At 66.5% G+C, this 21,070-nt stretch carries 17 protein-coding genes; 9 read left to right on the forward strand and 8 right to left on the reverse strand.

Going from position 1 to position 21,070, the window contains the following annotated elements; translation table 11 throughout:
- Positions 1-10 precede the first annotated feature (10 nt).
- From QRQ56_RS26125 to QRQ56_RS26140, 4 genes are all read left to right on the forward strand, one after another.
- Entirely contained in the window at positions 11-6,469 is a 6,459-nt protein-coding gene (locus QRQ56_RS26125; protein ID WP_438744007.1) for an amino acid adenylation domain-containing protein, read from the forward strand.
- Positions 6,470-6,610: 141 nt separating this feature from the next.
- Complete coding sequence (locus QRQ56_RS26130; protein ID WP_198172667.1) at positions 6,611-6,778, forward strand: hypothetical protein; 168 nt, start codon at positions 6,611-6,613, stop codon at positions 6,776-6,778.
- A 231-nt stretch (positions 6,779-7,009) separates the two neighbouring features.
- Positions 7,010-7,741, forward strand: a complete 732-nt coding sequence (locus QRQ56_RS26135) for a 4'-phosphopantetheinyl transferase family protein (RefSeq protein WP_438744009.1) — start codon at positions 7,010-7,012, stop codon at positions 7,739-7,741.
- Positions 7,738-8,718, forward strand: coding sequence for an LLM class flavin-dependent oxidoreductase (locus QRQ56_RS26140; RefSeq protein WP_438744011.1), 981 nt, complete (start codon positions 7,738-7,740; stop codon positions 8,716-8,718). Before QRQ56_RS26135 ends, QRQ56_RS26140 begins: the two co-directional genes overlap by 4 nt.
- 135 nt (positions 8,719-8,853) lie before the next feature.
- Here QRQ56_RS26140 and QRQ56_RS26145 read toward each other — a convergent pair whose 3' ends face one another.
- The 3 genes from QRQ56_RS26145 to QRQ56_RS26155 form a co-directional block, all read right to left on the reverse strand.
- Positions 8,854-9,879, reverse strand: a complete 1,026-nt coding sequence (locus QRQ56_RS26145) for a histone deacetylase family protein (RefSeq protein ID WP_438744012.1) — start codon at positions 9,877-9,879, stop codon at positions 8,854-8,856.
- Between the two features lie 128 nt (positions 9,880-10,007).
- Positions 10,008-10,949: an SMP-30/gluconolactonase/LRE family protein gene (locus tag QRQ56_RS26150; protein WP_438744013.1), complete on the reverse strand. Its 942-nt coding sequence runs from the start codon at positions 10,947-10,949 to the stop codon at positions 10,008-10,010.
- A complete protein-coding gene (locus QRQ56_RS26155; RefSeq protein ID WP_438744278.1) occupies positions 10,906-12,900 on the reverse strand; it encodes a PQQ-dependent sugar dehydrogenase in 1,995 nt (664 codons plus the stop codon). The genes QRQ56_RS26150 and QRQ56_RS26155 overlap by 44 nt, the downstream gene beginning before the upstream one ends.
- 285 nt (positions 12,901-13,185) lie before the next feature.
- On the opposite strand from QRQ56_RS26155, the gene QRQ56_RS26160 reads away from it, so the two are divergent.
- Positions 13,186-13,419 carry a DUF6894 family protein gene (locus QRQ56_RS26160; protein ID WP_438744015.1) on the forward strand — a complete coding sequence of 78 codons (234 nt, stop codon included), beginning with the start codon at positions 13,186-13,188 and terminating at the stop codon, positions 13,417-13,419.
- 9 nt (positions 13,420-13,428) lie between these two features.
- Positions 13,429-13,605: a hypothetical protein gene (locus QRQ56_RS26165; protein WP_438744017.1), complete on the forward strand. Its 177-nt coding sequence runs from the start codon at positions 13,429-13,431 to the stop codon at positions 13,603-13,605.
- An 80-nt stretch (positions 13,606-13,685) separates the two neighbouring features.
- On the opposite strand, the gene QRQ56_RS26170 is transcribed toward QRQ56_RS26165, so the two are convergent.
- A complete protein-coding gene (locus QRQ56_RS26170; RefSeq protein ID WP_438744019.1) occupies positions 13,686-14,459 on the reverse strand; it encodes an enoyl-CoA hydratase-related protein in 774 nt (257 codons plus the stop codon).
- A 169-nt stretch (positions 14,460-14,628) separates the two neighbouring features.
- Between QRQ56_RS26170 and QRQ56_RS26175 the strand changes: the two genes are divergently transcribed.
- Positions 14,629-16,218, forward strand: coding sequence for a gamma-glutamyltransferase family protein (locus tag QRQ56_RS26175; protein ID WP_438744021.1), 1,590 nt, complete (start codon positions 14,629-14,631; stop codon positions 16,216-16,218).
- A 153-nt stretch (positions 16,219-16,371) separates the two neighbouring features.
- Complete coding sequence (locus tag QRQ56_RS26180) at positions 16,372-16,605, forward strand: hypothetical protein (protein ID WP_438744023.1); 234 nt, start codon at positions 16,372-16,374, stop codon at positions 16,603-16,605.
- Between the two features lie 56 nt (positions 16,606-16,661).
- On the opposite strand, the gene QRQ56_RS26185 is transcribed toward QRQ56_RS26180, so the two are convergent.
- Genes QRQ56_RS26185 through QRQ56_RS26200 form a run of 4 tightly spaced genes read right to left on the reverse strand, consistent with a single transcriptional unit; the run spans position 16,662 to position 20,125 of the window.
- Positions 16,662-17,945, reverse strand: a complete 1,284-nt coding sequence (locus QRQ56_RS26185; RefSeq protein WP_438744025.1) for an FAD-dependent oxidoreductase — start codon at positions 17,943-17,945, stop codon at positions 16,662-16,664.
- 12 nt (positions 17,946-17,957) lie between these two features.
- Positions 17,958-18,689 (reverse strand): amino acid ABC transporter ATP-binding protein, encoded by a 732-nt coding sequence (locus QRQ56_RS26190; protein WP_438744027.1) that lies wholly within the window; start codon positions 18,687-18,689, stop codon positions 17,958-17,960.
- Complete coding sequence (locus QRQ56_RS26195) at positions 18,686-19,339, reverse strand: amino acid ABC transporter permease (protein ID WP_438744028.1); 654 nt, start codon at positions 19,337-19,339, stop codon at positions 18,686-18,688. The genes QRQ56_RS26190 and QRQ56_RS26195 overlap by 4 nt, the downstream gene beginning before the upstream one ends.
- 27 nt (positions 19,340-19,366) lie before the next feature.
- The gene (locus QRQ56_RS26200; RefSeq protein ID WP_438744029.1) at positions 19,367-20,125 is read right to left on the reverse strand and encodes an ABC transporter substrate-binding protein; all 759 of its coding nucleotides are present in this window, start codon (positions 20,123-20,125) and stop codon (positions 19,367-19,369) included.
- A gap of 193 nt (positions 20,126-20,318) precedes the next feature.
- Here QRQ56_RS26200 and QRQ56_RS26205 point away from each other — a divergent pair, with 193 nt between their 5' ends.
- Complete coding sequence (locus tag QRQ56_RS26205) at positions 20,319-20,975, forward strand: helix-turn-helix domain-containing protein (RefSeq protein WP_438744031.1); 657 nt, start codon at positions 20,319-20,321, stop codon at positions 20,973-20,975.
- The last annotated feature ends 95 nt before the right edge of the window (positions 20,976-21,070 follow it).

Below are 21,070 nucleotides of genomic sequence, written 5' to 3' on the forward strand. Positions count from 1 at the left end.
TCAAAAGGGAATGGCATTGTCGGACATTGCATCCGGAGCGGGAGAGGGATCGGGCGGCTCGAGCGCCGAAACCAGGGTCTTTGCCTCCATCGGCGGCCTTCTCGATTTTTACGCGCGCAAGACGCCGTCGGCCCCCGCGCTGCTCGCTCCCGGCCGGCCGATCCTCAACTACGGCGCGCTCGGCGAGCTGACCGTCGGGCTCGTCCGCACGCTCCGGGGGCTCGGCATCACCCCTGCCGACCGGATTGCTGTGGCGCTGCCGCGCGGCGCCGACAGCGCGCTGGCGCTGATCGCGGTCGCCGCGAGCGGCGCCTGCGTCCCGGTCAACCCCGACCTGACGGCTGACGAGCTGCAACGCTATTTCAGCGAACTCGAGCTGACCGCCCTCGTGACGCGGGCCGACATGAATTCGGCCAGCCGCGACGTCGCCAGGACGCTCGGCATCGCGGTGATCGATTTCGTGCCGGGGCCGAAGGACAATCTCGGCGGCTGCGCATTCGTCGGGCCTGCGGTTGGACCGGCAGCCAGCGGCGGTGCATCCGGCGGCGACGACGATGCGTTCATCCTGCTGACGTCGGGCACGGCGGCGCGGCCGAAAATGGTGCCGCTCACGCACCGCAATGTGGGCCTGTCCGCCTATAACGCGGGCCGCGTGCTACAGCTTTCGTCGCACGATCGCCTGCTCAACGTCCTGCCGCTGTTTCACGCCCATGGCCTGATCTCGGGATTGCTGACGGCGCTCGCCGCCGGCTCCAGCGTGATCTGCACCGACGGCTTCGATGCCGCGTCCTTCTTCGGCTGGATGCGGGAGCTGCAACCGACCTGGTACACGGCGGTGCCGACCATTCACCGCGCGCTGCTGACAGCGGCGGAGGCCGATCCGGACCGCGCCCGATCGTCGTCGCTGCGCGTGATCCGCTCGGCCTCCGCCTCGCTCGCGCCCACGATCCTCCAGGGGCTGGAGGCGACGTTCGGCGTTCCCGTGCTCGAGACCTATGGCATGACGGAGGCGGCCTCGCAGATCGCGGCCAACCCGTTCGAGCTGCGCAAGGTCGGATCGGTCGGACGCGCCGCCGGTCCCGAGATCGCGATCATGGACGAGACGGGCCGCGCGCTTGCGAGCGGCGAGAACGGCGAGATCATGCTGCGCGGGCCGAACATGGCGCGCGGCTATTACAATGACGAGGCGGCAACAGAGGCCGCCTTCCGCGACGGCTGGTTCCGGACCGGGGATCTCGGCTATCTCGATGCCGACGGCTATCTCTTCATCGTCGGGCGCATCAAGGACGTCATCAACCGCGGCGGTCAGAAGATCTCGCCGCTCGAAGTCGAAGAGGTCCTGCTCAGCCATCCGGCCGTGCTGGAGGCCGGCGTCTTCGCCGTCCCGCACCCAAAGCTCGGCGAGAACGTCGCCGCCGTCGTGGTGCTGCGGCCGAACGCCGAGGCGAACTCGGACGAGCTGCGCCAGTTCGCGCGCAAGCGCCTTGCCGCCTACAAGGTGCCGAGCCTGATCCGCGGCGTGACCAGCTTGCCGAAAGGCGCCAGCGGCAAGGTCAAGCGCAACGCGCTGGCCGGGCTGATCGTCAAGGTGGGCGATGGTGATGACGCCCAACTGCCGCGCAATGCGCTGGAGACCCAGCTTGCCGAGATCTGGGCCGCGCTGCTGGAGCTGCCGCTGATCGGCGTCGACCAGGACGTCTTCGCGCTCGGCGCGGACTCGCTCTCGGTGACGCAGATGCGCTCGCGCCTGCGCGAACGCTTCAACGTCGACTTCTCGTTCGAGGACATCTTCGATTGCGCCACAGTGTCAGCGCTCGCGGCCCGGATCGAGGGCGCCGCGGGCCGCCGGGAGGCAGCACTGCCGGTCTGGCGGCAAGCGCCGGAAGCAGCAGCGCCGCTCTCGTTCCAGCAGCAGCGGATGTATGTGCTCTCGCGGCTCGATCCGACGCGCTATAATTACAATGTCGTCGAAGTCGCCGTGCTCAAAGGCCAGATCGACGTCACCGCGCTTCAGGCCAGTCTTGCCGCTATCTGCGCGCGTCACGAGGTGCTGCTCTCGGCCGCCGTCGAACGCCAGGGCGAGCCGGCGCTGACCGTACTGCAAGCGCCGCCGCGGTTCGCGCGGGTCAAGCTCAAGCCCTGCCCTTCGGACAAGCGGACCGCGATGATCAGGCGCGAAGCGCTCAAGCTGGCGCAATATCCCTTCGACCTCGCGCGCGAGGCGCCGCTGCAGGTCACGCTGCTGTCGTTCGACAAGACGAACCACGCGCTTGTGGTCAACGTTCATCACCTCGTCACCGACGGCTGGTCGCAACGGCTGTTCTGGGAGGAGCTCGCCGCCCATTACGCCGCCGCACGGAAGAAGAGCGTGGCGGCACTGCCCTCGCCGGCTTTCCAGTATCGCGACTTCGCGCTCTGGCAGCAGGGCTGGGCACAGACGCCGGCGGCGAAGGAGCAGCTCGATTACTGGCGAAGCCAGCTCGATGGCGTCACCACGCTGCCGCTGCGGACCGATCGGCCGAGGCCGGAGCTTTGGAGAGGTCACGGCGCCCGCCATTATATCGAATTCTCCAAGCCGCTGTCGGCCGAGCTGCGCGCACTGAGCCAGAACCAGGGCGTCACGCCCTTCATGACGCTGCTCGCGGCGTTCCAATGCCTGCTGTTTCGCCACACCGGGCATGAGGACGTCGCAACGGGATCGCTGATCGCCAACCGCAACCAGATCGAGAGCGAGCGCCTGATCGGGCTGTTCGCCAACACGCTGATCCTGCGCAACGATTTTGGCGGCGACCCCGGCTTCAGCGAGATGCTGCGGCGGGTCCGGCAGGTCACGCTCGATGCCTACCGCAACCAGGACCTTGCGATCGAGGAGGTGTTGCGCGCCTTGCAGATCGCACGAAGGGCGGACGGAAATCCGCTGTTCCGGATCATGTTCATCCTCCAGAACGCCTCGATCGAGGCGGCGCGCTTTCCCGGCCTCACCACGCGGCGGCTTGAGATCGACCCGAAAGTGGCGCGCTTCGACATCACGCTCGAGCTGGTCGAGGCCGACGGGCGCTTCACGGGCTTCTTCGAATACGCCACGGATCTGTTCGACGCCGCGACGATCGAAGGCATGGCCGCGCAGTTCAAGACCCTGCTCAGGGCCGTCATCGCCAATCCGGAGCAGCGCATCTCGCGCCTGCCGCTGCTGACCGAGGCCGAACGCCGGCAGTTGCTGGCGACGGGCCGGGGCATGCCGGCCAACTTCACCACCAACGGCAATGTCAGCGAACGCTTCGATCGCCAGGCCCGGACGACACCGAACGCCATTGCAGTCACGGATGGATGCATCTCCTTGAGCTATCGCGAGCTGGCACACCGGAGCCAGGCTATCGCGCGCTGGCTGGCGCGGGAGGGTGTCGGCGCCGAGAGCGTGGTCGCCCTGCTGGCCGATCGCGGCCCCGACCTGCTTGCCGCGATGATCGGCGTGCAGCGCGCCGGCGCGGCCTTCCTCAATCTCGATCCCGATCAGCCGCCGGCGCGGCTCACGACCATTCTCGGGTCGAGCTGCGCCCGCATGCTGCTGACGACCCGCGCGCGCTCACCCCAGGTCGGCGCGCTGCTCGAACCGCTGGTCGAGCCCATGGCGGTGGCCGAGCTCGAGGACGCGCTCGCGTCTGGCTCGAACGAGCCGGCCCGCGCCGTCAGGCGCGCGGCCGAAAGCCTCGCCTATCTCATCTACACGTCCGGCTCATCCGGCGCGCCGAAAGGGGTCATGATCGAGCAGCGTGGCCTTGCAAACCACCTGGCCTCGCTCATCTCCGAGCTTGGCCTCTCCGCCAGGGACGTGATCGCGCAAACCGCGCCGCAGAGCTTTGTCATATCGGTCTGGCAGTTCCTGGCCGGGCCGATGGTCGGCGCGCGCGTCCATGTCTGCAGCAATGCAATCGTTCAGGACCCGATCCTGCTCGCGCAGGAGATCACGCGCGAAGGCATCACGGTGCTCGAGATCGTGCCGTCGCTGCTCCGTGTGATCCTCGATCGCATGGACGAGCCCGTGATCCAGCGCGCCTTCTCGAAACTGCGCCTGCTGATCTCGACGGGCGAGCCGCTGCCCGTCGACCTCTGTCGCGCCTGGTTCGCCCGCTGCCCGAAAGCGCCGCTGATCAACGCCTATGGCGCGTCGGAATGTTCCGACGACGTCTCGCTGCATCGCCTGACCAAGGCGCCGGCGACCGCGACCAGCAACGTCCCGGTCGGCGCGCCACTGCCGAACACCCAACTCTACGTGCTCGACCCCCAGCTTCAGCCGCAGCCCGTCGGCGTCACCGGCGAGCTCTGCATCGGCGGCGCCGGCGTCGGCCGTGGCTATGTCAACGATCCCGCGCAGAGCCGGCAGCGCTTCCTGCCCGATCCGTTCTCGCGCCATGCCGACGCCCGGCTTTACCGCACCGGCGACCTTGCCCGCCGCCGCGCCGACGGCACCATCGAATGCCTCGGCCGTGCCGACCAGCAGGTCAAGGTCCGCGGCTACCGCATCGAGCTCAAGGAGATCGAGACCGCGCTCGCGAGCCATCCCGGCGTGCGGACCGGCATCGTCGAGGCGCGCAGCGAGGCCGGCGGCGATGTCAGGCTGATCGCCCATATCGTCGCGACGCCCGACAGCCGGAGCAGCGCCAGCGAGCTGCGCGAATTCCTCAAGAGCCGGCTGCCCGGCCACGCCATCCCCTCCGCATTCCTGTTCCTGGATCACGTTCCGCTCAACGCCCATGGCAAGATCGACCGCTCCGCGCTGCTCATCCCGCCGCAGCAGGAAACGCTCGGGCCGGACGCAACCGTGCCGGCGCGGCGCTTCACCGAAAAGGTGCTGTCCGACATCTGGACCGACCTGCTCAGGGTCGAGAGCATTGGCGTGACCGACAATTTCTTCGACCTCGGCGGCCATTCGCTGCTGGCAGGACAGGCGATGGCGCGCATCGCGCGCGCGCTCGGCGTGTCGCTGCCGATCAAGACCATCTTCGAGGCACCGACGATCGACGAGCTCGCCCGGCGGGTCGACGAGGCCATGGCGACGAAGCCGCGCAAGCCTGCCGCAAGCCAGCCGAAGCTGGCAGAAGTGCGGCTCGCCAGCGCCGGACCTCCGCCGCTCGCGATGGCGCAGGACCAGATGCTGCGGATCGAGCAGAACCTGCCGGACCTGCCACTGTTCAACCTGCCCTTCGCCTTCCGTCTCCACGGCCCGCTCGATACGGCGGCGCTCGCCCGGGCGATCGACGACGCCGTGAACCGGCACGAATCGCTGCGGACCGCGTTCGGCTGGAGCGATGGCGAGCCCGTCAGCCGCATCCTCGCGCCCCGCTCCCTCAGGCAGGTCCTGACCGTCGAGACGATCGGCGACGGTCAGCCCCACGGCAACAAGCGGCGCAAGGCGCTGGAGGCCCGGAAGATCGATCTCCTGATCCAGCAGGAGACTTACGCCCCGATCGACGTCACGCACGCGCCGCTGCTGCGCGCCCGGCTGCTGCGGCTCCACGACGAGGATCACGTGCTGCTGCTGACGCTGCATCACGGTGTTGTCGACGGCTGGTCGATCGGCGTGCTGTTCGAGGAATTGTCGAGCCGCTATGCCGCGCTGGCGGGATATCCGTCGGCCCCGCTGCCAAGCCCGCCGCCGGCCTTCTCGGGCGTCGCGCGCTGGCAGCGCTGGTGGTGCGGCACGGACGCCGCGCGGCGCCAGGCCGCCGACTGGACGGAGACGCTGCGCGGCGCGATGCCCCTCTTCGCCGGCGAATCAAGCCCGGGCCCGTCCAGCGGACATCATCCGGTCAATCTCGAAGGCAAGTTGATCGGCCCGCTCAGGACGCTCGCCGGCCAGCACAATTGTACGCTGTTCATGGGCCTGCTCACCGGCCTGAAGGCACTGCTGCTGGCGCGGACCGGCCGCACCGACATCGTGGTCGCCACCGCGATGGCCAATCGCGCCCAGCCCGACACCGAGCGAATCGTCGGCCCGTTCGAGAACACGGTGATCGTGCGGACCAGGATCACGCCGGAGCTGTCATTCGCGCAAGCCATGGCGCGGGTCCGCCAGAGCGTGCTCGACGCGCATGCGCGGCAGGAGCTGCCGTTCAACATCCTGGCCGACCATCTGGAGCACGAGGGAATCGATCCGGCCTCGCTCCTTCAGGTCTATTTCACGCTGCAAAATCCGCTGCGCCAGCCGCTCGATCTGCCTGACATCACCACCGAATCGATCGGTAACGTCGCGCGCGAAGGGCAGCCGGTGCTGCCGATCGACCAGACCTTCTTGTCGCTGATGCTGAAAGAGCGCCCGACCGGGATCACCGGCTCGTGCAATTACAAGCGCGAGATGCTCGACGGCCGTCTGGTCGGCGCGTGGATGGAGGATCTGGTCGCGTTGCTGCGGGCAGCCATCGCCCGGCCCGGTGCGCCCCTCGGCCGGTTGCTCGGTCGCAGGGCGGCATGACCGGCTGCCGGGACGGGACGACTACGGGTTCACCCGCCAAAGCTGTGAATGAGCAAGTTGCAGCTTGATTATTTGGCGCCGCCGCGCAAGATTATTCCTGCGTTTTGATTTGGACGATTAATTTTCAACCGGGGGAGTGTTATGGGTTTCATCAAATTTACCAAGGGTACCTCGTTGAGCGACAAGGACCGCAAGGCCCTTCAGAAGCTGCTGGGTGCCGAGAAGAAGAAGCTCCAGTCCGCGCTGAAGGACGTCGACGCCAGCCTTTCGGTGTTGGGCGGCGGGAAGAAAGCCAAGAAGAAGAAGTAAGATTCGTCGGTCGGGGACGCCGTACGAATCTCAGGCTTCACTTTTCGGAGATGGGCCGCTCGCATGTCGAGCTGGGGTCTCGCACAAGCTTGCGTCTGTAAACCGGCCTGCAAATCGACAAGAATTCGCCCGGGTGGATCGCTATGAGCGGTCTGCTTGGCTGATTCTTGCTCAGTTGTTTCTTCCGTCGGGACCGGGATTTGCCCGTTCCTGACGCAAAAGGCCCAATTGATGCCGCACGACAGAATTGAACTCTTTGTCGGACTGATCGAGTCCATTGACGCGCCGGGTACGGTCGAAGCGTGCCGCCGGCTGCTTTCGGTCGACGAACGGGTGCGAGCCGACCGCTTCATGTTCGAGCGGCATCGGCGGCAGTATATTTTCGCGCACGCCATGCTGCGCCTCGCACTGTCGCGCGCCGCGCCCAACGTCGCACCGTCCGACTGGTCCTTTGGAGCCGGCCGCTACGGTCGGCCGTTCGTGGCGGCACCCACGACTTCGACCGCGCTGCATTTCAGCCTGTCCCACGCCGACGGCTGCGTCGCCTGCGTCGTGTCGAAGCACGAGACGGTCGGCATCGACGTCGAGGTGGTGTCGCGACGGGTCGCGCCGCTCTCCACCGCGCTTCGCTTCTTTGCGCCGGAGGAGGTCGAAACGCTGCGCGGACTGCCGGAGCCCGCCGCGATCGAACGCTTCTTCGACTATTGGACGCTCAAGGAGGCCTATCTGAAGGCCAGGGGCTTTGGGCTCAATCTGCCGCTCGACGCGTTTGCGATGCAGGTGTCGCGCGAGGCTATCGAGATCAGCTTCAAGCCCGATATCGCCGACGATCCCGACGGCTGGCGATTCTCGCTGTGTTCGCCGTCGCCCTCGCACCGCCTCGCGATCGCCGACGGCTCCCGCGCGAACGGCGGCCTTCCGATCAGCCGCAATGCCTGGCCGCTCCAGGAAGCGGCTGAATGACGCTCCCGCGGCTGCGCGTCTTTCCGGCGATTTCGCGCAACCGCGACCCCAGGACATACGTCGGCGAGCTGATGCGGGTGGCGCAGTTCGCCGACGGCAACGGTTTCGAAGGCATCCTGCTGTTCGAAGGCAACGACGTGTTCGTCGAGCCGTGGGCGATGGCCCAGCACATCATGGCGGAAACGACGCGATCCTCGCCGCTGATCGCCGTCAATCCGGTCTACATGCATCCGTTCACGGCGGCGAAATTCGTCTCGTCCTTCGCTCAGCTCTACGGCCGCAAGGTCTATCTCAACATGATCACGGGGACCGCGGTCAGCGACCTGCAGGGCCTCGGCGACGACCAGTCGCATGCCGACCGCTACGTCAGGCTCGGCGAATTCGTGGCGCTGATGCGCCAATTGCTGACGAGCCCGCGGCCGGTGAACTTCGAGGGCCGGTTCTATCGCGCGCATCATCTGCAGCTTCGCCCGCGCCTGCCCGCGGAGCTGATGCCCGAATTCCTGATCGCGGGACAATCCGAGGCGGCCCAGCGCGTGGCAAAGGAAACGGGCTGCATCAAGATGCAGATGCTGCCGCCCGATCTCGATCGCGGGCTCGATGCGCCAGGCGTCAACTTCGGCATCTTCGCACGCGCTACCCGCGACGAGGCGCGGCAGGCGGCGAAGCTGCGTTTCCGCGACAATCCCGACGATCGCGAGCTTCTCGTGCTCACCATGGAGAACACCGATTCCGTGTGGAAGCGGCATCTCTATGCCGGCCAGAGCGGCGAGCTCGGCGACAACGGCTATTGGCTGCTGCCGTTCCTGACCTTCCAGGCCGACTGCCCCTATCTCGTCGGCAGCTATGACGAGATCGGCGCGAAGCTGAAGGCGTTCGCAGCCAAGGGCCTCACCACCGTCATGCTCGACATGGTCGCGGACGAGACCGAGATGCAGCACGTCTGCAAGGCGCTGTCGGCAAGCGGGACGTTCTAGCTGGCAACCCGTGCTCTCTCCACGTCATGGCCGGGCTTGTCCCGGCCATCCACGATCACCGTGCAGCACAAAGAACGTGGATGCCCGGGACAAGCCCGGGCATGACGAGCTACGCAAGGTGAGGCGCAGACGAAATCACCGCGCCTCTTCGAACCCTGCCAGCACCGAGGTCAGGTTCGCACCCAGAATATCCGAGAGATAGCCGCCCTCCTGCACGAGCACGGTCGGCAGGCCGAGTCTCGCGAGGGCCTGGCCGATGCGGCGGAAGCCGGGCGTGGTGACGGCGAGCCCCTTCAGCGGATCATGTTCTGACGCATCGAGGCCGAGCGCGATGACGAGCGCGCCGGGGGCGAAGGATTCGATGGCCTTGCGCGCGATCTCCATCGCCTGCATGTAGCCGTCGTCGCCCGTGCCGATCGCCAAGGGAATGTTGAGATTGGTGCCGAGGCCCGGACCTTCGCCCCGCTCATGCGCATAGCCCCACACATAGGGATAGTATGCGACGGGATCGGCGTGGATCGAGATCGTATAGACGTCGGGCCGCGCGTAGAAGATGCCCTGCGTGCCGTTGCCGTGATGGACGTCGACGTCGAGGATGACGACGCGCTCGTGCTTCTGCCGCAGATGCGCCGCCGCGATCGCGCTGTTGTTGAGGAAGCAGAAGCCGCCGGCCATGTCGCGATAGGCGTGATGCCCCGGCGGACGGCAGAGCGCATAAACCGCATCCTCGCCGTCCATCACCATCTGCGCGGCGGTGGCCGCGACATCGGTGGCGGCACAAGCCGCGGCCCAGGTGCCGGGACCGATCGGTGCCGCAGTGTCGGCGGTGTGCCAACCGAGCTTGCCGACGATGTGGGTCGGATAGGTCGCGGCATGACGAACGGGGTGGATGTTGCCGATCATCTCCGGACCGGAATCGCCGAGCGCGGTCCAGGCGTCCCAGGCCTCGCTCAGGAACGACAGATATTCCGGACTGTGGATGCGGGCGCGAGGCCCCTGCCCGAACCCGGTCGGCTCGACCAGCTGGTGCTTGCCGTCCTTCAACCCCTTGAGCAGGCGATCGGCGCGCTCCGGCTGCTCGGTGGTGCGCTTGACGACGCCGCGCACCAGGAAGAATTGCGGATCGTGGCCGCGATGCAGTTCGGTATGGACGGCTTTCACTCAAACACTCCGTGCTCGCATGCTCTTGAGGCTTCGCCGCAGAGTCTTGATCGCTGCGGCGACCCGATGCAAGCAAGAAGAATGCCGTCCCGACTGCCCTGCGCCGGAAGCAGAGCGCCTGCGGCCGTTCAGCAGCGGCCGCGCTGGAGGCAATGCTCGCGACCAGGCTGGTCGGTGCGGAAGGACTCGATGAAGCCGCCCTGACGCTGGGTGACGAAGACGGTCTTGCCGTCGCTGCCGCCGAAGGCGAGGTTGGTCGGCTCCTTGGCCTTCAACGCGATCTCGCGCTCGACCGCGCCATTGGGCTTCATCAGCGCGACCGTGCCCTTGAGAATGCGTGCGACGTAGAGGCGGCCGGCAATGTCGGTGCGCAGCCCGTCGACGGTGTCGGGCTGGAATGTCTTGACCAGCTTTGCAGCCGTCAGCTCGTTGCCGTTGATCGCGTAGGACCAGATCTGGCCGCTGCTGGATTCACCGACATAGAGCGTCTTGCCGTCGGGGCTGAGATCGATGCCGTTGGTGGTGCCCATCGCGCGCGGCGACGCCATCACCTGCCCCTGCACCGATCCGTCGGCAGCCTTCGCAATGCGCCAGATGTAACCCTGCCTGCCCTTCCAGTTCGGATCGCTCGCATAGATCGTGCCGTCCTGGGCGATCGTGATGTCGTTGGGCTGGTTCATCTCGTCGGAGTGAAACCAGAGGTCCGGCTCGGTCGCCCCCTTCGGTATCGCGAAGATGTTGTGCTTCTTGTAGTCGGCGACGAACATGGTGCCGCTCCGATCGAAGCGGATGGCGTTGCCGACACTGCCCTCGGGCAGCGCGGTGAATGGCTCCGACGCCGCCCCGCCCGCAGGCAGCCTGCCGATGGTGCCGGGCTTGCCGAGATTGACCACGAACAGATTGCCGTCGAGGTCGGCTGCGGGGCCTTCGATGCCGAACGTGTATTCGCCGGCGGGCGTCACCTGCGCGCTTTCGAACAGCTTCGTCTCCGCGTGCGCGGACGCCGTCGAAACGACGAGGAGGACGCTACTGCACAGGCACCAGAAATTCCTGCCGGATGTAATAGCCATCGCCGTCGCTGCACTCGCCATTCAGAAAGGGATCGGCCGGCCGAAAGAATCGGCTGAAGCCGGGTTTGTCTACAGCGCTCCTTTGTGTCACGACAACGACCTTCGCAGCCGGTATTTCGCCGCATTCCTTGTTGGTCTTGCCGAAGAACTTGCGCTGTGGCGGCCCAGGCTTGATCCGCATCCGCGTGCCCGGCACCATTTTCGCAACGAGCAGATCCGCGGTGTCGAGCAGGCGTGCATAGCCGGGCTCGGTCTTTGCCAGGTTTTCGTTGCCCGGCGGCATCGACCTCTCGGCGCCAATGCCGCGCAGGCGCGTGCGCAGCTTTCCGGAAAAGGGATCGCCCGGATAGGCCCAGCCGTCCTGCGCGAGCATGAAGCGGAGCACCGCCTTGTCTTTCTCCGCGTCCGATTGTCCGCTCTTCAGGCCGAAATCGGAATGGCAACCGACGCAGTGCGGCTCGACGAGGCCCTTGCGCAGCACGGTCAGCCGGGCGCTGCTTTGCGCCTCCGCAGCGACGAAGGCCGCGAGCTGGTCGATCATCGCCTGGCTGCGCGTGTCGCAGGGCAGCGGCGGCGGCGGATCGCCCGCGGCGCGATCGATGCGGATCACCGTCTGGTTCTTGTCCTCGACCAGCCAGATCGCGCCATCCTCCGCCACCGTCATGCCGACCGGCGAGCCTTGCGGCCGCGCGCCGTTGACGCGATGCCAGCCCGCAATCAGCTCGTCGAACGGCGCGGCCGCGACCTCGCCGGCATCGGTCTGAAAGCTGCGCGTCGGCTCGGCCGCGCAGCTGACGTGATAGCGCACCGGCGCCGGGCTCGGCTTCGGGAAGCCGTGGTCATCGACGTCGTAGACGAGTAGGCGGCTGCCGGTCGGACGGTAGCCGTGCAAGCCGACCAGCAGCTTGCCTTCCAGCTCCGGGAATTTGTCGCCGTGATAATACAGCATCGCCAGCGGCGCGCCGTGCGGCGGCATCAGCGACAGCGGCGGCTTGTAGAGCGCGCTCCCCGAGCACAGCGACTTGTAGACCCCGCTCTGCAGCACGGTCCTGAATTCGGGGCTCGGCGTCGACAGATCGTAGCAATAGGGCCAGCCGTAATGCCGGCCCTGCAGAATCGCGTTGATCTCTTCGTTCGGCTTGAAGATGTCGGGCAGGTCGCGGCCGTTCTCGCCCTGCAGGAAGGCGTAGCCGGCTTCGGGAAACTTCGGGTGCAGCGCCAGCGCCATCGAGTTGCGCAAGCCCCGCGCATAGACTGTGTGCGGCGGATCGGTATCGCCGGGCTTCAGCGCCGGAAAGACGCCGCCCGCAGGCGGCGTGAACAGCCAGATCGCTGCCATGGCGGATGCGCCTTCCGCCGCCGCGCAGGGCTTCGTGATCGGCGGCGGCGTTATGCAGTCGTCGCTGTGCGAGCCGATATTGACGAGCAGCCGACCGTTCCGGTCGAAGACGAACGGCTTGAACGGGTGCGCGCTTTCGTCGAGCCTTGTGCCATCCGGCAGCGTGATCCGGCGGCCCGGCATGTGGCGGATGATGGTCTCGACCGTGGCGCGCGGATCAGTGGCGAGCGGATCGAACCGGAAGACCGTCTCGGCGGTCGAGGCGTAGAGCTTCCTGTCCGGACCGATCGCAAGGCCGAACGGATATTCGACGCCGGTCAAAACCTCCTTGAGCCGCCCGCCCTGCGGCGCGCGCGGATCGAGCAGCAGCAGCCGACCGTCGGCGTGCCCCCAGCCGCCCATGTCGGCCACCACGAACAATTCGCGCCCCGGCAACTGGACGATCGACCGCGGAAATTTGAGGTGATCCTCTTCGCTGGCGACGAGCCCGGCGCAAAATCCCGCCTTCATGTCTATCTGCAGCCTGGGAAAGGACAGGTCCCCGCTGCCGCAGCCGTCCGCGTCGATCGCATAGCCGCTGCGGCGAAGCGGCTCCGATGACGCGACCGACATCAGCCCGAGCACGACCGCCAAAGCCCCCGCACATGCGCGCAGCCTTCGGCGTTCGCGCCCGGATGTGAAGTAGCTCACAGCGGCCTCCCCGACTTCCCACGAAAAAGGTGTTCCACGCCGCCTAAACGCAGTCCAGTTCAACATCACCCGCCTGTGATTAAACCTGTAACGACCTTCGCTCCGACCAATCTCCGTAGATTCCCTTACCGGGATCGACCCGAATGTTTCACGAATGCTTCGGGTGGTATCGGTTTGCCATCCAAGTTGCTCCGCCAGGAGGCGCATATGGTCCAGGTCTATTTTCACTGCTCGAACACCGAGGGCACGCTGATCGACCGTTACGGTGCCGCCGTCTCCAATCTCACCGAGGCGCGCGACCGTGCGGCCGGGATCATGCGGTCGATGATCCTGACGCCCAGCAGCGAAGACTGGCGCGACTGGGTGATCCATGTCAGCGACGACGATGGCGAGGAGATTTTCGACCTCCCCTTCACCGCCATGCTCGGCAAGCCGCATTGAGGTGATGTCATGTTGATCGCGTCCCTGAGCCTCCTCCGCCAACCCCTCAGCTTCGTCGCCAGCAGATGGCAGACGCTGATCCGGGTCGCCGGCAACCCCTACCGGCCCGAGTTGCATTACATGCGCGGCCCCGGGCCGAAATGGCGCGCCAAGTATCAGGCCAGCCGGCTCGACCGCTCGCTCTGAGAGAGGCAGTCCCGCTCCGCAAGTCGCTCCCCCAAGACCTCGGCCCGGGTTCGTCCCGGGCCTTTTTTCGTCCTCCGACGCTACCGCCCGGTGAACCTCGCCTTGCGCTTCTCGACGAAGGCATTGCGGCCCTCGGTGGCGTCGGCGCTCTTGCGGATCGTGGCCTGAAGCTCGATCTCGCGGCGGAATTGCGCCTCGTAGGTGGCGTGCTCGCTCTCCTCGACCAGCAGGCGCGTCGCCACCAGTGCGCGCGTCGGGCCGTCGGCAAGGCGCCGCGCCAGCGTCAGCGCCTCCTCCATCAGCTTGGCGTCGTCGACGACTTGCCGCACCAGGCCGATCTCCTGGGCGCGTTCCGCCGTCAGCGGCTCGTTCAGCAGCATCAGCTCAAGCGCACGCTGCCGGCCGATCAGCCGCGGCAGCAGCCAGGTCGAGCCGAGATCCGGCACCAGCGCGATGCGGCTGAACACCTGGATGAAGCTTGCCGACCGCGCCGCGACGATCATGTCGCCGGCCATGGCGAGGCTGAAACCGCCGCCGGCCGCGACCCCGTTCACGGCGACGACCACCGGCACGCGGCATGCGCGCAATGCCTCGAAGGCTGGCCAGTAGAAGCGCATCACGCCGGCCGCGATGTCCTCGCCGAGCGCTTCCGACGCCTTCAAATTCTGTCCTGAGCAAAATCCGCGCCCGGCGCCGGTGAGGATCAGCGCGCGGATACCATCGTCGCTCGTCATCTCGGCGATGGCGACGGCAAGGGCACCGAGCAGGTCCGGCGTCATCGCGTTGAGGCTTGCGGGCTCGTCCAGCGTCAGGATCCCGACCGCGCCATCCCGCGCCTGTTTCACACCAGCCATGCCGCGCCTCCCTTTCGATGTTCTCGTTGGCCGCAATGTGCCATTGTCCGCGCGTACCGCCAATCGCGCAGCCGCGCATTCAACGCTGCCAGGCAAGACGCCTGACGCAAGACAGCTGGCATAAGGCGGCTGTCACAAGACAATAGAATCCAGAGATCAAGACGACATCATGCCTCATCAGTTCAGCCTCAACCAAACCGTCCGCAAACCCGCCGTCACGTCCAAGGGCGGCATCGTCGCCTCGCAATCGCGGCGGGCGGCCGAAGTGGGGGCGGAGGTGCTGGCCGCGGGAGGCGACTGCGTCGACGCGATCGTCGCGACCACGTTTGCGCTGAATGTGCTGGAGCCCTGGAATAGCGGCATCGGCGGCGGCGGCGCGATGGTGCTGTACCGCGCCAAGGAAAATCGCACCGAAGTGATCGACTACGGCATGTGCGCCCCGCAGAGCCTGCGTACTGCCGACTATCCGCTCAGCGGCGAAGGCGCCGCCTCCGACCTGTTTCCCTGGCCGCGCGTGAAGGATGATCGCAACATCCATGGCCCCGGCTCGATTGCCGTGCCCGGCGTCGTCGCCGGAATGGAAGAGGCGCATCGCCGCTACGCCAGGATGCCCTGGAAGGACCTGGTCGCGCCGGCGGCGAAACTCGCGGGCGAAGGCCTGCTGGTCGATTGGTGGACGACGGGGACGATCGCGGGCTCCGCCGCCGATCTCCGGCGCTATCCCGCGAGCGCGGCAGCGTACCTGAAGGACGGCCTGCCGCCGAGCGCGCCGTGGGGCATCAAGGCCGAGACGCGGATGCCGCAGGACGGCCTGAAGGCGACGCTGTCGCATCTTGCCGAGGCCGGACCGCGCGACTTCTACCAGGGCGATCTCGCCAGGAGCATTGCTTCCGACATCAAGGCCGACGGCGGTACGCTGTCAGTGGAGGATCTCGCCGCCTTCCGCGCCCATCTGCGCGCGCCGCTGGCGATCCCCTATCGCGGGGGCAAGGTGTATGCGACGCCGGAGCTCACGGCGGGGCCGACGATGGCGCACGCGCTGCGCCTGTTGCAGGAGAGCTGGGCGCCCGCAGGCGCGCCCGATGCCGGCGCTTATGTCGAATATGCGCTCGCCTTGCAGGCAGCCTTCCGCGAGCGGCTCAAGGATATGGGCGATGCCGACGGCAAGCGCTCGCTCGGCGCCGAATATCTCGCGCCCGCCTGCACGACGCATTTCTCGGTGGTCGACCGTCACGGCAACATCGCGGCGGTGACGCAGACGCTGCTCTCGTCGTTCGGTTCGCGCTACGTGACGCCGCACACCGGCATCACCATGAACAACGGCATCATGTGGTTCGACCCGACACCGGGCACCACCAACTCGCTGGCACCCGGCAAGCGCTGCCTCTGCAACTACACGCCTGTGATCGCCGAGACGAAGGACGGCAAGCGCCTCGCCGTCGGCGCATCCGGCGGACGGCGCATCCTGCCCTCCGTCATGCAGCTCGTCTCCTTCGCGATGGATTTCGGCATGGATCTCGATGCCGCCATCCATCAGCCGCGCATCGACGCCAGCGAAGGCGCGGTGGTGATCGGCGACGCCCGCCTGCCGGAGGACGTGCGTAAGGTCCTGGCCGCACGCTTCGACTTTGAAGAGAGCCGGTTGCAGACCTTGCCGCAGAAGTTCGCCTGTCCGAGCGTCGTCATGCGCGAGGGCGACGTCAATTCCGGCGCAGTCGAGATCTTCCAGCCCTGGGCCGACGCGGTGGCGGAAGGCTGAACACAGCGATCCCTACGCGTTTCTGCCAGCGCGCGTTGTACTTGCGCGCGACTGCGCATCAACGCGAGCATCACGACTCCTCCACATTCGCGGAACTTAGCTGCGCACAGTTCGTTCGCTAAACGGACAAATGCGCTCGCTCCCGTGGAGGACATGATGAAGAAACTTGCGCTCGCCGCGTCGCTGATCATTGCGGCCGGCTTCACGTTGACCGGCCCTGCACTGGCCAAGGGTGGCCATGGCGGTGGTCACGGCCATGGCCATGGTCACGGCCATTCGATGGGCCACCATCACCATGGCACGCCGCACGGATGGTCGCGGGGACGCAAGGTCGGCTGGCGCCATCACGGCTGCCCGCCCGGCCTGTGGAAGCAAGGCCGCTGCTGACACGCAATTTCTGCCGACGATGCAAGGCGTCGCTACCGACCGGAGCGGCGCCTTCTTCAAATGCCGAGCCGGTCCCGGACGCGGCCCGCGATCACGGCCGTCGTCACGCCGACCGGCCAGAACGCGTGCATCGGGATCGGCTTGATGCCCGTGATGGGCATGTCGATCTCGGCCTTGGCGCCGCCGATCAGCCGGCGCGCGAGCTGGGCTCCCATCGCGGTCGCGAGCGCAACGCCGCGACCATTGCAGCCGAGCGAGATCAGGACGCTGTCCGCGGGCTCGTGCACATGTGGGTAGTGGTCGCTCGTGATGGCGAGGCGGCTGTTCCAGCCATGGGTCCAGGCGACGCCCTTGAGCTGCGGCCACAGCCGCTCGGCATAGCGAATGAGATAGGCGACGTCGTCGGGCGACTTGATCCAGCGCATCGGCCCGCGTCCGCCCATCAACAGACGGTTGTTCTGGTCGATACGGTAATAGACCGTGATGTGGCCGCTCTCGTAGAGCACCGGCCGCGTCGGCATGATCGAACGCGCGACCGCATCCGACAGCGGCGCGGTGGCGGCGATCGACGAGAACACCGGCACGATGGTGCGGCGGAGCGCCGGCCAGAGATCCCCGGTAAAGCCGTTGGTGGCGAGCAGGACCTTGTCGGCATGCACCACCGCGCGCGGCGTCTCGATGCGCCAGCGGTTGCCGTCGCGGCGCAGCGACAGCGCAGGCGTCTCGCCATGGACCTTCGCGCCTGCCGAGATCGCGGCGCGCGCGAGGCCGCGGGCGTAGCTGAGCGGGTGCAGATCGCCGCCGCGCGTGTCCAGCATGGCGCCGATGTAGCGATCGGTGCCAGTCATCTGGCGGAGCTGGTCGCGGTTCAGGTACGACACCGGCATGCCGCGGCGAATGCATTGCTGCGCCGTCTTCTCGATCGCGGCGGCGCTGGCCTCGTGATAGGCCGCGCGCAGCGTGCCGTTCTGCCGTGCCTCGCAGGGGATCTGGTAGCGGCGGATCAGGTTGTGCGTGAAGTCAGTCGTGCCGTAGGCGAAGTCGATCATGCGGCGGCCGAGTTCGGCGCCGAAATCCGCTTCGATCTGATCAGGGTCGTGCTTCAGACCGGGATTGGTGTGGCCGCCATTGTTGCCCGAAGCGCCCCAGCCCGGTTCCTGCGCTTCCAGCACCAACGCCTCGACGCCCTGCTCCGCCAGATGCAGCGCCGTGGAGAGGCCCGTATAGCCGCCACCGATGATCGCGACGGACACGTTCTTGTCCGTATCGAGCGGCGGCGTCGCCGCCGGCGCGACGGCGGTGTCGGCATAGAGGGAGGGCGGCAGAGGCAGACGCGTCATGTCGAAGTCCGGTCAGAGCGGATGCAGCACACGGCGCAGGAAGTCCTGCGTGCGCGGATGCTGGGGTTGGTTGAGCAGTGCCTTGGCCGGCCCCTGCTCGACGATCACACCGCCGTCGATGAACAGCACGCGGTCGGCGACATCGCGCGCGAAGCCCATCTCGTGGGTGACGACGACCATGGTCATGCCGTCGTCGGCGAGCTTGCGCATCACGCCGAGCACGTCGCCGACCAGTTCAGGATCGAGCGCCGAGGTCGGCTCGTCGAACAGGATCGCCTTGGGCTGCATCGCCAGCGCCCGCGCGATGGCGACGCGCTGCTGCTGGCCGCCGGAGAGCTGCGGCGGATGCACGTCGGCCTTCTCCGCGAGCCCGACACGCGCAAGCAGCGTGCGGCCGCGCTCATACGCCTGGGCTCGCGGCTCCTTCTTCACATAGAGCGGCCCTTCGATCACGTTCTCCAGCGCCGTGCGATGCGGGAACAGGTTGAAGCGCTGGAACACCATCGAGACCTGGGTGCGGATGTTGACGATCGACGGGGCGTCGCGATCGACCTTCAGGCCCTCGATGCTGATCTCGCCGCGGTCGTAGCTTTCCAGCCCGTTGATACAGCGCAGGATGGTGGATTTTCCGGAGCCGGAGGGGCCGACGATGCAGACCACCTCGCCCTTCTGCACGGAGGCCGTGATGCCCTTGAGCACCTCGACCTTGCCAAAGCTCTTGTGGACGTCGCTCAGCTCGATCATCGTTTGCCGGCCCGCTTCTCGAAGTGACGGACCAGCAGGATCAGCGGGATGCTCATGGTGAGATACATCAGCGCAACCAGCGTGAACACGTTGGTGTTCTTGAAGGTCGAGGACGCGATCAGCTTGCCCTGCAGCGCGAGCTCGGCGACCGTGATGGTCGAGGCCTGCGAGGAATCCTTCAGCATCATGATCATGACGTTGCCGTAGGGCGGCAGCACGATGCGAACCGCCTGCGGCAGCACCACGCGGCGCATGGTCAGCCACCAGCCCATGCCGATCGACTGCGCCGCCTCGATCTGGCCCTTGTCGATCGCCTCGATTCCGGCGCGGAAGTTCTCGGCCTGATAGGCCGAATAGGCAATGCCGAGCCCGAGGATCGCTGCCTGCAGAGCACTGAGCGTGACGCCGAGATCGGGCATCACGAAGTAGAGATAGAACAGCAGCACGATGATCGGGATGCCGCGGATCACATTGATCAGGCTGGCGCTGAGCATCGACAGGGCCTTGATGCCGGAGACCCGCATCATCGCCCAGATCAGGCCGAGCACCGTCGAGAGCAGCAGCGAGCCGATGGTGACAACGATCGTCAGCGCGACGCCGCTCATCAGTATCGGGAAGAACTCGGCGGCGTCGTGCCAGAAGCCTTTCATCGGGCAGCCTGCATCGATCAGACCTTATCAGCCCTGGGCCTTCAGGCCCCATTTGTCGAGGATCTTGGCGATGGTGCCGTTGGCCTTCAGCTTGGTCAGCGAGGCGTTGATCTTGCCGAGCAGCGCGGTCTCGCCCTTGCGCACGCCGATGCCGACCGAGCCGACGGTGACGGGCTTGTAGCCTTCGACGAGGCGCACTTCGGGGAAGCCGCCCTGCTTCAGATTGTAGGCGAGGATCGGATAGTCGGCATAGCCGGCCTTGAGGCGGCCGGTGTTCACGTCGCGCAGGATGTCCGGAATGGTGTCGTAGGCCTTCACGTCGGCGAACAGGCCGGTCTTCTTCAGCGCGTCGACGAAGGCGGTGCCTACTTGCGCGCCGACGGTCTCACCCTTCAGATCGTCCTGGGTGGCATAGGCCTTGGTGTCGCCCTTCGGCACGACGAGGCCCTCACCATAGGTGTAGATCGGATCGGAGAAGTCGACGACCTCCTTGCGCGGCGGCGTGATGAACATCGCGGCGGCAATGATGTCGATCTTGCTTGAGGTCAGCGAGGGGATCAGCGCCGAGAACTGCATCGGCTCGATCTGGACATTGAAGCCGGCGTCCTTGCCGACCTCGGTGATGAGATCGACCATGATACCCTGGATGGTGTTGGTCTTGGTGTCGAGGAAAGTGAAGGGAATGCCCGTCGGCGTCGATCCCACCTTCAGCACCTGTTGCGCCGAGGCCGGCATCGCTGCCGCAATCGCGAGCGCCGCCATTGCGGCCTGAACAATACGCTTCATCGCATCCCCCTTTGGGTCTGCCGATGTCGGCGCTTGCGCTGTCTTGATCAGACGTTGTTCTGATCAGACGTTGCGGGACGCGCCGTTTCGGCCTATTTTCACCAATATGAAAATTTGGTCACACTTTCGCGGACGATGCAAGCGGTTTTCATGCACATGAAGGAAGCGGTTTGACGTGAGCGGTGGCAAAAGAATGCGCAAACCGGCCGCCGCAAAGCCGGCGAAGCGAGCGAAATCCAAAGCGGGCACGAGGGCAAGTGCCAAGCCGGCGGAGCCCGCGATGGACGTCGCGGTCGGCCGCCGCATTCGCGATCTCCGGCGCGTCAGGCAATTTTCGCTGGAGACGGTCGCTTCGCGCACGGAATTGTCGATCGGCTTCCTCAGCCAGATCGAGCGCGGCCTGTCCTCCCCCTCGCTGCGCGTGCTGGCCACGCTCGCCGACGTGCTCGGCGTCGGCATCGCCGCATTGTTCGGCGCAAGCCCGAGCGCTGACGGCGCCTCGGATCAGGTGGTGACGCGCGGACTGCAGCGCCCGGAGTTGAAGCTCTGGCGCACCGGTGTGTCGAAACAATTGCTGAGCCCGGCCAGCGCCGACAACAAGCTCAATTTGTTCCTGGTGCATCTGGAGCCCGGCGGCTCCACCGGCGACGAGCTCTACACCCATGACGGCGAGGAAGCCGGCCTCGTGCTCGAAGGCGAGATGATGCTGACGGTGGACAGCGAGACCTGGTCGCTGAAAACCGGCGACAGTTTTAGGTTTGCGAGCCGCAGGCCGCACCGGTTCTCGAACCCGGCGAATGATGCGAAGGCCGTCGTGCTGTGGGTGAATTGCGTGACGGGAGCGGACTGACTTCGCTGCCGTCATTCCGGGGCGCCTCGAAGAGGCGAACCCGGAATCTCGAGATTCCGGGTTCGATGCTTCGCATCGCCCCGGAATGACGACAT

It is taken from the genome of Bradyrhizobium sp. U531 (assembly GCF_051710265.1).
Classification (GTDB): Bacteria; Pseudomonadota; Alphaproteobacteria; order Rhizobiales; family Xanthobacteraceae; genus Bradyrhizobium.

Bases quoted from the DNA above. Each gene is read 5' to 3' on its own strand.
- QRQ56_RS26125 (WP_438744007.1), top strand. From the start codon at position 11: ATGGCATTGTCGGACATTGCATCCGGAGCGGGAGAGGGATCGGGCGGC.
- QRQ56_RS26130 (WP_198172667.1), top strand. From the start codon at position 6,611: ATGGGTTTCATCAAATTTACCAAGGGTACCTCGTTGAGCGACAAGGAC.
- QRQ56_RS26135 (WP_438744009.1), top strand. From the start codon at position 7,010: ATGCCGCACGACAGAATTGAACTCTTTGTCGGACTGATCGAGTCCATT.
- QRQ56_RS26140 (WP_438744011.1), top strand. From the start codon at position 7,738: ATGACGCTCCCGCGGCTGCGCGTCTTTCCGGCGATTTCGCGCAACCGC.
- QRQ56_RS26150 (WP_438744013.1), bottom strand. From the start codon at position 10,949: ATGGCTATTACATCCGGCAGGAATTTCTGGTGCCTGTGCAGTAGCGTC.
- QRQ56_RS26155 (WP_438744278.1), bottom strand. From the start codon at position 12,900: ATGTCGGTCGCGTCATCGGAGCCGCTTCGCCGCAGCGGCTATGCGATC.
- QRQ56_RS26160 (WP_438744015.1), top strand. From the start codon at position 13,186: ATGGTCCAGGTCTATTTTCACTGCTCGAACACCGAGGGCACGCTGATC.
- QRQ56_RS26165 (WP_438744017.1), top strand. From the start codon at position 13,429: ATGTTGATCGCGTCCCTGAGCCTCCTCCGCCAACCCCTCAGCTTCGTC.
- QRQ56_RS26170 (WP_438744019.1), bottom strand. From the start codon at position 14,459: ATGGCTGGTGTGAAACAGGCGCGGGATGGCGCGGTCGGGATCCTGACG.
- QRQ56_RS26175 (WP_438744021.1), top strand. From the start codon at position 14,629: ATGCCTCATCAGTTCAGCCTCAACCAAACCGTCCGCAAACCCGCCGTC.
- QRQ56_RS26180 (WP_438744023.1), top strand. From the start codon at position 16,372: ATGATGAAGAAACTTGCGCTCGCCGCGTCGCTGATCATTGCGGCCGGC.
- QRQ56_RS26185 (WP_438744025.1), bottom strand. From the start codon at position 17,945: ATGACGCGTCTGCCTCTGCCGCCCTCCCTCTATGCCGACACCGCCGTC.
- QRQ56_RS26190 (WP_438744027.1), bottom strand. From the start codon at position 18,689: ATGATCGAGCTGAGCGACGTCCACAAGAGCTTTGGCAAGGTCGAGGTG.
- QRQ56_RS26195 (WP_438744028.1), bottom strand. From the start codon at position 19,339: ATGAAAGGCTTCTGGCACGACGCCGCCGAGTTCTTCCCGATACTGATG.
- QRQ56_RS26200 (WP_438744029.1), bottom strand. From the start codon at position 20,125: ATGAAGCGTATTGTTCAGGCCGCAATGGCGGCGCTCGCGATTGCGGCA.
- QRQ56_RS26205 (WP_438744031.1), top strand. From the start codon at position 20,319: ATGCGCAAACCGGCCGCCGCAAAGCCGGCGAAGCGAGCGAAATCCAAA.